The 13,024-nt window shown below is 63.0% G+C and carries 15 protein-coding genes; 12 read left to right on the top strand and 3 right to left on the bottom strand.

Translation table 11 applies throughout. From position 1 onward, the window contains the following. The first annotated feature begins 19 nt into the window (after window positions 1-19). Window positions 20-1,249, top strand: a complete 1,230-nt coding sequence (locus tag DT068_RS15365; protein ID WP_119390749.1) for an ATP-binding protein — start codon at window positions 20-22, stop codon at window positions 1,247-1,249. A 700-nt stretch (window positions 1,250-1,949) separates the two neighbouring features. Here DT068_RS15365 and DT068_RS15360 read toward each other — a convergent pair. After that, a complete protein-coding gene (locus tag DT068_RS15360; RefSeq protein ID WP_119390748.1) occupies window positions 1,950-2,222 on the bottom strand; it encodes a pyocin activator PrtN family protein in 273 nt (90 codons plus the stop codon). 542 nt (window positions 2,223-2,764) lie between these two features. Here DT068_RS15360 and DT068_RS15355 point away from each other — a divergent pair. From DT068_RS15355 to DT068_RS15340, 4 genes are all read left to right on the top strand, one after another. Beyond that, window positions 2,765-4,948: a ParB/RepB/Spo0J family partition protein gene (locus DT068_RS15355; protein WP_119390747.1), complete on the top strand. Its 2,184-nt coding sequence runs from the start codon at window positions 2,765-2,767 to the stop codon at window positions 4,946-4,948. 126 nt (window positions 4,949-5,074) lie between these two features. Beyond that, complete coding sequence (locus DT068_RS15350; RefSeq protein ID WP_119390968.1) at window positions 5,075-5,413, top strand: hypothetical protein; 339 nt, start codon at window positions 5,075-5,077, stop codon at window positions 5,411-5,413. Continuing rightward, window positions 5,410-5,781 carry a DUF2958 domain-containing protein gene (locus DT068_RS15345; RefSeq protein WP_119390746.1) on the top strand — a complete coding sequence of 124 codons (372 nt, stop codon included), beginning with the start codon at window positions 5,410-5,412 and terminating at the stop codon, window positions 5,779-5,781. The genes DT068_RS15350 and DT068_RS15345 overlap by 4 nt, the downstream gene beginning before the upstream one ends. Before the next feature lie 63 nt (window positions 5,782-5,844). Continuing rightward, window positions 5,845-6,258 (top strand): hypothetical protein, encoded by a 414-nt coding sequence (locus tag DT068_RS15340; RefSeq protein WP_119390745.1) that lies wholly within the window; start codon window positions 5,845-5,847, stop codon window positions 6,256-6,258. A gap of 19 nt (window positions 6,259-6,277) precedes the next feature. Here the strand turns inward: DT068_RS15340 and DT068_RS15335 are convergent, their stop codons facing one another. Beyond that, a complete protein-coding gene (locus DT068_RS15335) occupies window positions 6,278-6,979 on the bottom strand; it encodes an O-methyltransferase (RefSeq protein WP_119390744.1) in 702 nt (233 codons plus the stop codon). Window positions 6,980-7,882: 903 nt separating this feature from the next. On the opposite strand from DT068_RS15335, the gene DT068_RS15330 reads away from it, so the two are divergent. Both DT068_RS15330 and DT068_RS15325 read left to right on the top strand, forming a co-directional pair. After that, the gene (locus DT068_RS15330; protein WP_119390743.1) at window positions 7,883-8,194 is read left to right on the top strand and encodes a DUF736 domain-containing protein; all 312 of its coding nucleotides are present in this window, start codon (window positions 7,883-7,885) and stop codon (window positions 8,192-8,194) included. A 367-nt stretch (window positions 8,195-8,561) separates the two neighbouring features. Beyond that, window positions 8,562-9,758 (top strand): DUF932 domain-containing protein, encoded by a 1,197-nt coding sequence (locus tag DT068_RS15325; RefSeq protein ID WP_119390742.1) that lies wholly within the window; start codon window positions 8,562-8,564, stop codon window positions 9,756-9,758. Window positions 9,759-9,972: 214 nt separating this feature from the next. Here the strand turns inward: DT068_RS15325 and DT068_RS15320 are convergent, their stop codons facing one another. Beyond that, complete coding sequence (locus DT068_RS15320) at window positions 9,973-10,188, bottom strand: helix-turn-helix domain-containing protein (RefSeq protein WP_119390741.1); 216 nt, start codon at window positions 10,186-10,188, stop codon at window positions 9,973-9,975. A gap of 230 nt (window positions 10,189-10,418) precedes the next feature. On the opposite strand from DT068_RS15320, the gene DT068_RS15315 reads away from it, so the two are divergent. The 5 genes from DT068_RS15315 to DT068_RS15295 all read left to right on the top strand — a co-directional run bounded on the left by DT068_RS15315 (window position 10,419) and on the right by DT068_RS15295 (window position 12,865). Next, window positions 10,419-10,682, top strand: coding sequence for a DNA -binding domain-containing protein (locus DT068_RS15315; RefSeq protein WP_119390740.1), 264 nt, complete (start codon window positions 10,419-10,421; stop codon window positions 10,680-10,682). A gap of 66 nt (window positions 10,683-10,748) precedes the next feature. Next, window positions 10,749-11,162 (top strand): transcriptional regulator domain-containing protein, encoded by a 414-nt coding sequence (locus DT068_RS28395; protein WP_368904747.1) that lies wholly within the window; start codon window positions 10,749-10,751, stop codon window positions 11,160-11,162. Beyond that, on the top strand, window positions 11,083-11,634 hold the full coding sequence (locus DT068_RS28390) for a DUF2285 domain-containing protein (RefSeq protein WP_368904746.1): 552 nt from the start codon (window positions 11,083-11,085) through the stop codon (window positions 11,632-11,634). The genes DT068_RS28395 and DT068_RS28390 overlap by 80 nt, the downstream gene beginning before the upstream one ends. Before the next feature lie 119 nt (window positions 11,635-11,753). Beyond that, window positions 11,754-11,996, top strand: a complete 243-nt coding sequence (locus DT068_RS15300; RefSeq protein WP_119390738.1) for a helix-turn-helix transcriptional regulator — start codon at window positions 11,754-11,756, stop codon at window positions 11,994-11,996. A gap of 8 nt (window positions 11,997-12,004) precedes the next feature. After that, window positions 12,005-12,865: a replication initiator protein A gene (locus DT068_RS15295; protein ID WP_119390737.1), complete on the top strand. Its 861-nt coding sequence runs from the start codon at window positions 12,005-12,007 to the stop codon at window positions 12,863-12,865. Window positions 12,866-13,024 lie beyond the last annotated feature (159 nt).

The following is a 13,024-nucleotide window of genomic DNA, read 5'->3' as shown; positions in this document are numbered from 1 at the left end:
ATTGAGATTCTGCTATCCCATGCCTCTTTTTCCCCGCTTTGCAGCCCGTCGGATCAGAGCCGCCTTTGCGGATACGCGCGTTGTATTGATTGCCGGACCACGTCAGGCCGGAAAGACGACTTTGGCGGAGCAAATCGCTAGTGAAGAAGGACTGGCTTTCTTCACCCTCGACAATGCGACAACCCGGGAGGCGGCGCAGAACGACCCCGTCGGGTTCCTGCGCGGGATTGACCGGGCCGTCATCGACGAAATCCAGCGGGCATCCGAACTGTTGCTCGCGCTCAAGGAAAGTGTCGATTCCGACCCCAGGCCGGGGCGGTTCCTGCTCACTGGTTCCGCCAATCTGATGACCTTGCCGCGCGTCGCCGACAGCCTCGCCGGACGCATGGAGATTGTGCGCCTGCTGCCGCTTGCCGTAAGTGAGATTGGCGGGCATGAGAAGGACTTTTTCGGTCCCGCCTTTCGCGGTGAACCGCCACCCAGCGGAGAATTTCTCGTCGCTGAGGCGCTGGTCGAAACAGTACTCAAGGGCGGTTACGCAGAGGCGGTGCGGCGCGCCAGCCCCTCGCGGCGGCAGACTTGGCACCTGGACTATTTGGACGCCATCTTGGGTCGCGACGTGCAGGACATCGCCCAGATCGAGGATATGGCGCGGATGCCGCAATTGATGGCGCTGCTCGCTGAACATGCGGGGCAGTTGGTCAATTATTCGACGCTTGGAGCGGGCATCGGCGTCAGTCACGTGACGACCCGCAAATATATCGCGGTGTTCGAGAACCTGTTCCTTATCCGGACGCTGCCGCCCTGGCATTCGAATCGTCTCAAACGCCTGATCAAGACGCCCAAGCTGCATTTTCTCGATTCCGGCCTGCTCGCCAGTTTGCGCGGCATCACATTGGAATATCTCCGCCGGGATCGCGGCCCATTTGGGGCGATCCTGGAAAGCTTCGTCTTTGCGGAATTGCTCAAATTGGCGAGCTGGTCGGACGCGGCGCGCCTCAGATTTTCGCATTTTCGCGACAAGGAAAGGAACGAGGTCGATATCGTCATCGAAGACGCGCGCGGGCGCGTGGTCGGCGTGGAAGTCAAAGCGTCGGCTACCGTGACGGCGGCGGATTTTAAAGGTTTGAGGCAGCTCCAGGCGGCTTGCGGAGACAAGTTCGCCTGCGGCCTGGTCCTGTACGACCATGACAAGACGGTTCCTTTCGGCGAGCGCCTTTTCGCGGCGCCGATTTCGGTTCTGTGGTGAGGCTTCCATGAAGCGGGAGGAAAATATGCGTGCAGAGCATTGCGGGCTTTTGCACGCGAAGCGCTTGAGGCACTTCTTCTCGAACGCCCGAGACGAGGATTTCGCCTTTTGGCTCGATGCCGCTGACCAAGGGCCGAGTAGGAGACGTTGCGCGTAACAAGCTTGAAGACGCTGTCGCGGTGGCATGCATTGTGAGAACGTGACAAGGCTTTGAATTATTGTCTAATCGTCGGAGCGCGGGATCTGGCCTTGTTGAGGCCATCGATCAGACTTCCCGCCAATTCCCGCGTTTCCCAATTGAGAGAGGAGAGTAGGCAGGCTACAAAGCTCGCATGATTAGGAAGAATTGAGATGGAAGCGAAGACACCGCTTTCCGCGCGCAGATTTTGCATTGCCCCCATGATGGATTGGACAAACTGGTGCCGAAAGCAGAAATAAAATCAATTCGATAGCCGCGAGCGCGTGGACCAAGTACCAAATTTTTTTAAGCAGCACATCGCGTTGATGCACTCCGCAGGAATCGTAAGCATCACGAGAAGCGGTCAACAGCATACATGCTGTGCCGCCAACTCGGATGGCAATCTCTATTTCATTGATGGAGAGATGATTCGGCTTGGCCGCTCATGGGCACGTTAGCCGATGCGATCATGTGATCGAAGCAGTCACGACGGTCGCCGCCAGCGACCAGTGGGGCAAACAGTTAGGTGCGTCCGCCTTTGCCCTGGAGTTGCTGACATTCCTTCTGCGCAGCGGCCCGCCGTTCATCGAGGAAGGCTGCAAGGTCATGGATGTGAACCCCCTTCGCGCATTTCTGTGATGTTTCCATCCGAACAAGGGGAAGGGCGATAACACCTGCTGACACCTTGCGCATGAACTTGTCGGTCGTCAGCCCAAAAAAGTCCTTCGCGACATCATCAGCCGAAATGATCGGCCGGCCGGCATACATTGCCATCAGCATGAACGCTGTATTCACGGTTCTAACCCTTTTGCCGCGCCCAATGAAGATACGGCCGGACATCGTCCGAGGTGAACGCGAAATCGCGGAAAGGCCAACGAAGATGGGCGGCCCGAACGGTGCGGCGTCGATTCGCAGCGACGTTGGTCGCTAATTGTGCGGCGGAGAACTGCGGCTCCTTCGTAAAATTACTTGAGCTTTGCGGCATGTGGCGGCGAGAGCGTGTCGCTCCGCTGAAACCATCATCGCGACGACGAAGATTCGGAGCGCTTCGCGCGCTGTGTCGTGATCGGCTGCGGCTGAAGCCTCGCCGATCGCTGGTGGGGAGAGATGGTCTCGGCCATCTCTCCCCCGCGACTACCGCCTGCGCGATGGCAGGGCCGCGCGTCCGCAACGCGGCGCATCGTCCTCACTCTTCCGATCTTTCCAATCCACCTCGCTTGCCGCGCAGCCCGGCCATGCTCGCCGGCAGCCGCCCCCCTCTCTGCCGAGCGCTCACGCGCCCCCGGGAGGCATGTCGGGGACATGCCTCCGGCATGAACAGAGAAAGGATTGGAACAATGGCTAGGACATCGAAGAAGACGAGGGCCGCCACGGTCGCGGCGGCGGAAGCAGAGGCAGACGTTGACGTTCGCAGCATCGAGGAAGCGGCTGCCGGGATCGCCAGCGCGCAGCCCGCAGCGGAAGCTGCTTCGGTTGCGGCGAGTGGTGGGACGGTTTTCATTCCGCTCAACAAGTTGAAGAAGTCGCCGCGCAATGCGCGTAAGACGCCGCACAGCGAGGCCGACATCGAGGCCTACGCGGCGAGCATTGCCGCCAAGGGCATCCTGCAAAATCTTGTGGTGGAGCCGGAGCTTGACGCGAGCGGCGAGCCGACCGGCTTCTATTTCGTCACCATCGGCGAAGGCCGCAGGCTGGCGCAGGTGCTGCGCGCGAAGCGCAAGCAGATCAAGAAGACCGAGCCGATCCGCTGCGTCATCGACACGGCGAACGACCCGTTCGAGATCAGCCTTGACGAGAATGTCACGCGTACGGCCATGCACCCCGCCGACCAGTTCGAGGCGTTTCGCGAGCTTGCGGAAAATCGCGGACGGGGCGCGGAAGAAATCGCGGCCCGCTTCGGCGTCACCGCGCATGTGGTGAAGCAGCGGCTTCGGCTTGGCGCTGTCAGCCCGAAGCTGATACAGGTCTATCGCGACGGCGGGCTGACGCTGGACCAATTGATGGCCTTCGCCATCATCGAGGACCATGCACGGCAGGAACAGGTTTACGAAAACCTCTCCTATAACCGCGATCCGTCCTTCATCCGCCGCGATCTCATGAAGACGCACATTCCGGCAACGGATCGGCGCGCGATCTTCATCGGTGCGGAAGCCTACACGGAAGCAGGCGGCAACATCGTCCGCGACCTGTTCACGGAGGATCGTGGCGGCTTCTATGAAGACGCCGCGCTGTTGGACCGGCTTGTGATCGGGAAGCTGGAAGGCATCGCCGCCGAAATTCAGGCGGCAGAAGGCTGGAAGTGGGTTTCGGCTCATATCGATTATCCCCACGCTCACGGCCTGCGCCGGACCTATGCCCATCCGGTGGAGCTTTCCGATGAAGACGAAGCCGCTTATGCCGCCGCGCAGGAGGAATATGATCGCCTATTGTCGGAGCATGAGGGCGCGGACGAGCTTCCCGACGATGCGGACACGCGTTTCGGGGAGCTTGAGGCCGAGATCGAACGCATCGACGCCTTGCGCCGCGCTTACGATCCCGATGAGATCGCGCGGGGCGGCGTGTTTGTCGTGCTGTCTCCGGACGGAGAAGCCCGCATCGAGCGCGGTTTCATCCGCACCGAGGACGAGAAGCCCGAGCCGCAGAAAGCCGAGGATGGCGAAACTGTCATCGACGGCGCTCGCGTCAACGGTGACGGCGAGATCATCGAGGACGGCAACGAAGAAGACGGCAGCGCAGCCGCGCATGACGCCGAAGACGAGGACCCGGAGGATGACGGCAAGCCGCTGTCGGACCTTCTTGTCCGCGACCTGACCGCGCATCGCACCCTTGGCCTGCGGCTCGCCCTTGGCGAGCAGCCGGACATGGCCTTGATCGCTGTCACTCACGCGCTCGCCGCGCAGACCTTCTATCGCGGCGTTGACGCCCATTGCCTCGACATTCGCCCCATCAGTTCGTCCCTTGGCGGGCATGCGGATGGCATCGAGGATACGGCGGTGGCGAAGGCGCTGGCGGATCGTCATGCGGGGTGGGCGACGGACATGCCGCGTGACGTGGCGGACCTGTGGGGCTTCATCGCCAGGCTGGACCATGCGAGCGTCATGGCGTTGTTCGCGCATTGCGCCTCGCAGACCGTCAACGCGGTGAAGTTGCCTTGGGAGCGCAAGCCTCGCGCCCACGAGGTGGCGGACAAGCTGGCGAGCGCGTTGGCGCTCGACATGACGGCGCATTGGACGCCCACGGCGCGCACCTATCTCGGCCGCGTGACGAAGGCGCACATCCTCGCCGCCGTGCAGGAAGCCGTCAGCGATGAGGCGGCGGATCGCATCGCCAGCATGAAGAAGCAGCCGATGGCGGAAGCCGCCGAGCAGCTTCTTGCCGGGACGGGATGGCTCCCGCCGCAGATGCGCACCGCACAGCCCGCCGGGTTGGATGCGCCGCAGGCGGATGCAGAGCCGGTTGCAGCGGCGGACGTTCCCGTCGCGGCCGACGCCGGTGAAGGCTTCAACGTCGCCGCCGAGTGAACCGCTACGGCCGGGGCCGCCGCGCGCGGCTTCGGCCAGCTTGCCGGCACCGCACGGGGAGTTTTCCGGCCGCGCCTGATCGGCGCGGCCGGAGACCTCGACCGCACGACATCAGGAACCATGACGATGAAGACCTATGCAGAGCAGCGGGCGATGCTCGCCCGCATGGAGGCGGCGCATGCCGAGACCGAACACCACCTTGCCGTCATCGAACGGCAGATCGAAGCGCGCGCGGAACGCATGACCACGAGCAGGCGCGTCAAGGCTCGACAGTCCGGCCGCACGTCCGCCACCTGGAGCCGCGCCGACGAGCGCGACTTTCAGGCCAATGTCGCGGCGCTGCGCTTCGAGCGGCGCGGCGAGATTGACGCGCTCAGCCGCAAGCTGGCGCGGCAGGCGGGAGCCATCGCTGCCTTCCGCGTCCGCTACCGGATCAACGAACCGGCATGGGAGAGCGTGTCATGACACCGCGCTTTCCCTGTACCGAAGTCCTGATCCCCGGCAAACTGCTGGCCAGACTGATCGAGAATGGCCGCACCAGCGAGGAACGTGACGGCTTCGATCCGTTTCCGGTGGTGAAGCTGTTCACGCCCGACGCGGCGGCGACGTGGCTGCTGACGGAAGCCTATCCCGAAGGCTCCGACGTGAATCTGTTCGGCTTGTGTGACCTCGGCATGGGCTGTCCCGAACTCGGCTACCTGATGCTCAGCGAGATTCAGGACGTGCGGGGCAAGCTCGGCCTGCCGGTCGAGCGCGACCTCTATTTCAAGGCCGAACACCGGCTCAGCACCTACGCCAAGCTCGCGCGCAGCGCCGGGATGATCGTCGCTTGAAACCGCGATCCGGCGCGCCGTCGTGACGCGCCGGATCGTCTTCCTCGAATAGGAAAGCTCGGCATGACCGCAATGATCGTCGTCACCGTGATGCTGATCGGCATGATGTGCGTTCTCGCCTATACGCTGGCGATTTATGCGCTGCCGTTTATGCTGGCGCTCGCGGCGACGCGCTTCGCCTACGGCACCGGAGCCGGATGGATCGGCGCGGGTATCGTCGGCATTTTCGCTGGCGTAGCATCGTTCGGCGTTCTGACCCTTCTGTTTTCCATGTTGCGCTCCCCGATCCTGCGGATCGTATTGGCGCTCATATTCGCCGCGCCCGCCGCCGTGGCGGGCTATGCGCTCGTGCATGGCGTGACCGGCGAGGCCGTTCCGTCGCCGGTCTGGCGGCAAGTCTTCTGCCTCGCAGGCGGCGCATTCGTCGGCGCGGCCGCCGCGATGAGGCTAGCGGCGTCCGCCGGTTCACAAAGCTGAGTCGGTTCATTGAACGTCGCTATCGGCGCACGGAATATTCCGTGCCTCCCTTGAGCGTGATCAACATAGAATCGAAGCCGTTGGCGCGATCGCGCATATTGGCGAGATAGCCCTTATAATTGCCCCGGAAGCCGCCAACGTCATCGGTCAGCACCACGCCGCCCGGCCGGATGCGCGGCGCCAGCAGCTTCACGATGTCGAGCGCCCGCATCGGAAAACCATCGTTGAGCACGAAATCGATGTCCGATGGATCGGTCGCAAGGCTGTCGATCGCGTTGCCCTCGCGCACGTCGATCAGATCCGCGAGGCCCGCGTCCTCAAAATGCTGCCGCGCGATGCGCGCCTTGTCGGGCACGATCTCCGTCGTCACGACGCGGCCGCCGCCATTGGCGCGCACCGCCGCGGCGAGCCACAACGTCGACGGACCAAACGACGTGCCGAACTCGACCACTGTGCGCGCTCGAAGTGCCCGCGCGGTCAGATAGGCAAATGCGCCCTGGTCTTCGACGATGGCGATGTATTTATCGGCATAGAATCCGCTCATCTCATTCTCAGAGAACGGCATGAAACGCCGACGAAGATAGGACAACGTATGCGGCAGGAAGTGGCGGATGATCGAGAGATGCTGGCGGTTGGCTTCGCTGTAGAGTCGCCGTAACACCGACGCGACGCGGGAGTTCTCGAGGACGGCGAACGGATCGTCATCTGGAAGTGTGGTCATCAGTCGTGTCCAGATTTACGGGCATGAGCGATTTATCATCTACGCAATGCACTCGATCTTAACGACGAATGAGGGCTGTTTCATTTCGAGCAGATCAGAATCGCTCTCAATGAAAGTTGTGGCGTCGCCCTGCGGGCCGGGCTCTACGCGCCGCCTGCGGCGGCTTCCGAAGCCCCTTGCGGGTCTTCGCCTTCGGTCACGATCCCTGACGCGAAGAGAGGCAGTGGCGGACATTTTGGCGGTCGCCCCGGCTTGTCGTAACTTCGCGTCGGCCGGTGTCAGTCAGCAGCCGGCATCCGACATGACAAAGGCGGGTCCTCGCCTTCGCCCCTCGACCATGCCCGCACGGTGTTTGATCGAGACCGGGGGCGGATCGTCGCAACGGATTGTTGGCAGGCCGTCGCTGCCCTTGTCGAACTGTTTACTTGCCGGGCCGAACAGGTGGCGATGCGAGCGAAAGCCGGATAGTCCGACTCCTTCCGTTGTTGTCGATGACGGCGACGTAGAGGATTCATCGTCTTGGCGTTGGGGTTCAGGTCATTGCTTGATGGAGCCTGAGCAGCCGTTCTCGGCGCGATGCGGGAAAGTGTGCATCCGATCGTTATCGCCACATCGCGGTTTCCTCTGACTGTCTTTTTCAAGCCGCCCCCACGGGCATCCTCGATTGGTTTGGTCTGACCGAAGACCGGCGACGAGGGGCGTCGCCTCGATCTTAATCCCGCAACGTCCGCCGCCAGCTTTTTTCCGCCGCCTTCGGCTTTGCATCGCGAAACAAAAAAGCTGTCGTCGGCCGCCCTCCACTTCGTTCCAGCCCCGAAGGGGTGCGGGCCGATCGTCCCCGGTCTGTCGACCACCATCGAGGCCGCGATGGGCGCGGCCCGATCAGCAGAAGGAAACCACGACATGGCTACGATCGGCACTTTCGCCCGCACCGAGAACGGCTACAGCGGCTCGGTCAAGACGCTCACCCTCAACGTCAAGTCGGTGAAGTTCGTCCCCGCCGAGGGCGACAACGAGAAGGGTCCGGACTTCCGGGTGTTCGCCGGCGCCACCGAGTTCGGAGCGGCGTGGAAGAAGAAATCCGACAAGGGTAACGACTACCTGTCTGTCAAGCTCGACGATCCGTCGTTCCCGGCTCCGATCTACGCGAGCCTGGTCGAGAGCGAAGGCGAGGATCTGGCGCTCATCTGGTCGCGCCGTCGCGCCACTGACTAAGACCGGCCACCGCGAGGCCCCGCGCAAGCGGGGCTTCGTCATGCTCATGTCCGCCGCCGCAAGATAAGGAATACGGCGAGCTGCGCTCCCATTGTCCTGATCGGCTGCGGCTGAAGCCTTGCCGATCAAGTAGGGAGCCAAGGGGTCTTACCCCTTGCTCCCCGCAAATGCCGCCTGTTGCAGGGCAGGGCCGCGGCCTCGCAAAGCGGCCGTTACAACGCCCGCATCATTATCGTCATCCGCTCCGCTCGTCCCGCAGCCCGGCCCCGCGCGCCGGCATGTGCCCCCTCCATCCCCGCGCGCTCACGCGCCCCCGGAAGGCATGTCGGGGGACATGCCTTCGGCATTAACGGGAAAGGACAGGACAATGAACTTCATCAGCAGCAACCAGTATAGTCAGCCAGTCAACAGCGGTTTCCGCGTGGATATCTCGCGAGGGCAGCGCATCGGCCGGGTTTCGTCGGAGTGGTTTTCGCGCCCCGATGACGAGCGTTATTTGTCGCTCACCGAGCTTTACGACGCCGTGAAGACGCGCGCGGATCGCGCCAAGGCCCGCACCGTGGAGAGCCGCGCCGTGCGCGTGGAGGCGAGCCGGGAGAATGCGGAGCGGCTTGCGTTGATCGTGCCGGGGCAGGAGCAGCCCGTTGCGCCCACGCATTGGAGTTTCGGGCAGTTGTGCAGCCTTGTCGGCGCGCCCGCGACCTATATGCGGCAGCTTCCCGCGCCGCTGGCAGGCATCAACCTGCAGCATGGCTTGCTGTCGCATCGCGCCGAGCTTGTGAAGACCTTGGAGGCGGAAGACGGCCGCATCGAATTGCGCGCCGTGACCGGCCCCGATTACGGCCGCATCTGGGATCACGAACTTGTCGCCGCCGTGATGAAGATCGCGGGCGACGGCACGGGTGACACGATGTGGAAGGTGCCGGGCGTGCTGGATTGGGCGACGATGACGCACAATCCTTTCGTGGACATCACGAAGGACACCACCACGCTTTACGCGTCGGACAGGGACGTTTTTCTTTTCCTTGTCGACGATACGCACCCCATCGAAGCGGGACGCCTGCCGAGCGGCGAGCCGGATTTGTATTTCCGGGGCTTCTATGCGTGGAACAGCGAAGTCGGATCGAAGACCCTCGGAATTGCGAGCTTCTATCTTCGCGCGGTTTGTATGAACCGCAATCTGTGGGGCTGCGAAAACTTCGAGGAAATCACCATCCGGCACAGCAAGTTTGCCGCGCAGCGTTTCGCCCATGAAGCAGCGCCCGCGCTGACGAGCTTCGCCAATTCCTCGCCCGCGCCGTTCGTGGCCGGCATCAAGGCCGCGCGGGAGAAGATCGTCGCCCGCACCGACGACGACCGCGAAACCTTCCTGCGCAAGCGCGGGTTCAGCAAGGCGGAGACCGGCAAGATCATCGAGACCGTCTTGCAGGAGGAAGGCCGCCCGCCGGAAAGCATCTTTGACTTTGTGCAGGGCATGACGGCGCACGCCCGCACCAAGGCGCATCAGGACAGGCGCCTTGAATTGGAGGGGAAGGCGAAGACGTTGCTTGAGAAGGCCGCGTAAACAGATAAGGCCGCGCCGTCATGATCGACGGCGCGGCTCTTTCTTTTTCGGAATTTTTCGCCGATCCGCAAATGCCGGATCGGCGGCGCCGCCGTGCATGGGCAATATGGCCGCCGCTCGCCGGGCTGCGCCCGGCTCGCGATCCACACACGAACTTGTCAATCACCCGAACGGAAATGTCGAACACCGATGTGGGACTTTAAGGCCGTGATGATCAGCGCTTCTGCACCCGGATCAGGTCGCAGGGATCGACACCAAGCGCCTCCGCGACCTTGCCCAAGACGCTCACGCTCGCCGATACCGCGCCTCGTTCGATTGAGCCGACGTAGCGCATGCTCAACCCCGACCGCGCGGCCAGCTCCTCTTGCGTCAGTTTCTTGTCATAGCGCAGTCGACGCATGTTGATCGCCATGACCTCCTTTAGGTCCATGACGCATCGGAGCCAGAATCGGAACGATCGTTCTAGGAACGATCATTCCTATTCGGTATGGTTGGCGGCTGGCTTTGGTCTGAGATTCGCCGTGGAAGGCGACCTGCTATCGCCTTTGTGGCATGACGTCATTCCGTTTCGGCCACGGGAGCGCTGTCGCAAATCTATTGCGGGTCAGGCCAATAATCTATTTGTCAGAGTGGGGAGCGGTGGTTCGGGGAACACGGCTAATGAACAAGCCCGCTTTCAAGGACAGCCCGCCGCTGACCGACCGGGTGAACGCCTACGATGAAGCACATCTCGCTACCTACCTTCGGCTGCTCGACGCAGCCGAGGAGGGCGCCGATTGGCGCGAGGTGGTCAAGATCGTTTTCGGCCTCGATGTTGACGCCGATCCCCAGCGCGCGAAGCAAATGCACGATAGTCACTTGGCGCGTGCGCGCTGGATGACAGAGCACGGCTATCGGCATCTTCTCCAGCCGCGGATGCAGTGAGCCGCATGCCAAATTCTTCATAAAGTTTTCTTCAAAATATGCAACTCATGATTGTTCTGATGACGAATGCTTCCCATTCCGATTATCCGTCTTCCAGCCCTTCCCACCGCCCCGATACACGAATCATTCCCAAAGAGCGGGGTGGAAGGAAACAATATGGAGCCGCTTCAAGACTGGCGATCGCCGCAATTCGAGATTGAATTGGGCCACCTCGACCGCGGTGGTGTGAGTTTCGAGTTTCTCCGCCGCAACAGGCAATACCGGCAGGACTACGCAACAGCGCTGACGGAGATCGCCGCCGGCGGCACGACGAGGACGGAAGCCATTGTCCGACTCTCGCGCCGCTGGGGGTTGGCGTTTCCCGGCCGACCCTTCTGCATCGGCAGCGACGGCCCATCCTGTGTGGCGGGCGCAATGTTTCCCTGCCACGCTGATTGTCACTGCTGCCCCGGCCGGCTTCGCGGCTTCTTCGCTGCCTGATCCGCGCGCGCTGCCCATCCTCGGAGAATTGACCGGCGACGGATTGCACGTCGTTGCCGCGGACAGCGAGGGCGATCACCAACTCTGGTTCGACACCGGCGCGGAGCCGGTCCATGCGGCGATCGTCCTTCCGGTCGATCCGCATTTCTGGTGGCGTCATCGCAATGCCGGACGCTTGGTGCGGCGGCTGGAGGGAAAGCGCGCGGGCCGCTGGCCGCGCGAACAGCGCCTGTCCCAATTCCAGCTTCATCGCGCGGCGTTGATGCTGCGCGCATGGGATGGTGTCGAATCCGGCGCCTCACGTCGCATCGTCGCCGGCATCCTTCTCAACAGGGACGTCGAGGCGCTGCGCGCGATCGACTGGAAGAATGCGCCGGAACGGCGTCAGCTCGCGCGCATCCTGAACGCCTGCCGCGCCATGATCGGAGGCGGATATCTGCGCTGGCTCGCGCAGCACCATGCCGACCGCTGATGGGAGGGGGGACATTTACTTAGAGACCCCCGATTTTTGTCACTCCGCCGGACCGCGGATTCTTCGCCATCGTCGCAACCGACTCGCCGCGATGACGGCGGTTGCGACGGAGCCCCGCAATGCCGGAGAAGACCGAGAAGACTTGGCCGCGTTTCGTGCGAACGCCCGAGGCCGCGCGCCTTCTCGGTCTCTCCCCACGCACACTTGAGAAGTATCGCTGCGACGGCACCGGGCCGGTCTATCACAAGCTCGGCGGGCGCGTGGTCTACACCATCGCCGACCTTGAAGCATGGATCGACGCTTGTGCGCGGCAATCCACCGCTGAACCCGCCGCCGCCCATGCGGCCGGCGCAGCGCGCTGATCGTCGCCATGTCGGCGCGCCGCCCATACGACGATCAACAGCTTGAACTCTTCCGAGCGCGCGCCGGCGATATCGCCGCGCGTGACGCGCAGGATCTGATGTCCTGGCCGTTCTTCTCGCTCGCCAAAGTCCGCCGCGTGACGCCGATCGACTTCCGCATGGGCGAAGTGTCGATCCGCGTCGAGGCGACCGCCGAGCACGGCATGGCCACGATCTGGGACGCCGACGTTCTGATCTGGGCCGCCAGTCAGATCGTTGATGCGCGCGACCGCGGCTTACGTACCTCGCGCCTGATGGCCGCCACGCCCTATGAGATCCTCACTTTCGTCGGTCGCAGCGATTCCGGCCTGAGCTACGACCGCCTGAAGGCGGCGCTCGACCGGCTGCAATCCACCACCGTCGTCACATCGATCCGCCAACCGTCCGAGCGGCGGCGGCATCGCTTCTCCTGGATCAACGAATGGAAAGAGCGTTTCGACGCGACCGGCCGACCGCTCGGTATCGAATTGATCCTGCCGGACTGGTTCTATGCTGGCGTCCTCGACGACGCGCTGATCCTCACCATCGATCGCGCCTATTTCCATCTGACCGGCGGGCTCGAGCGTTGGCTGTATCGACTCGTGCGCAAGCATGGCGGCCGGCAGACGCACGGCTGGAGCTTCGACCTGCCGCATCTGCATCTGAAGTCCGGCAGCTTGTCGCCGCTGCGCCGTTTCCGCTTCGAGTTGCGCGCCATCGTCCAGCGCCAGCCGTTGCCCGGCTACCGCCTGGCGCTGACCGAAAATCCGAATGGGCGCCAGCGCCTGATCTTCCGACCCACGGCTTCCGATTGCGCCGTCACGCCGCGCAGGTGGGGAGGGGTGCGATGAGCATGCCTCGCGCCGGTGCAAAAGGTGTGAATGGACCCGTACTATTGGGAACGCCGACACCCGCACTATTGGGAACGCGAGTCCCGTACTATTGGGAACGCGCGCGCCCCGTAACACTTTGGCGCAGCAAGCCGGAATCGGCCCCCTCTAACTCTGCTA

Source organism: Taklimakanibacter lacteus (assembly GCA_003576695.1).
GTDB lineage: Bacteria > Pseudomonadota > Alphaproteobacteria > Rhizobiales > Aestuariivirgaceae > Taklimakanibacter > Taklimakanibacter lacteus.
This window is presented reverse-complemented; position numbering and strand designations above follow the sequence as displayed.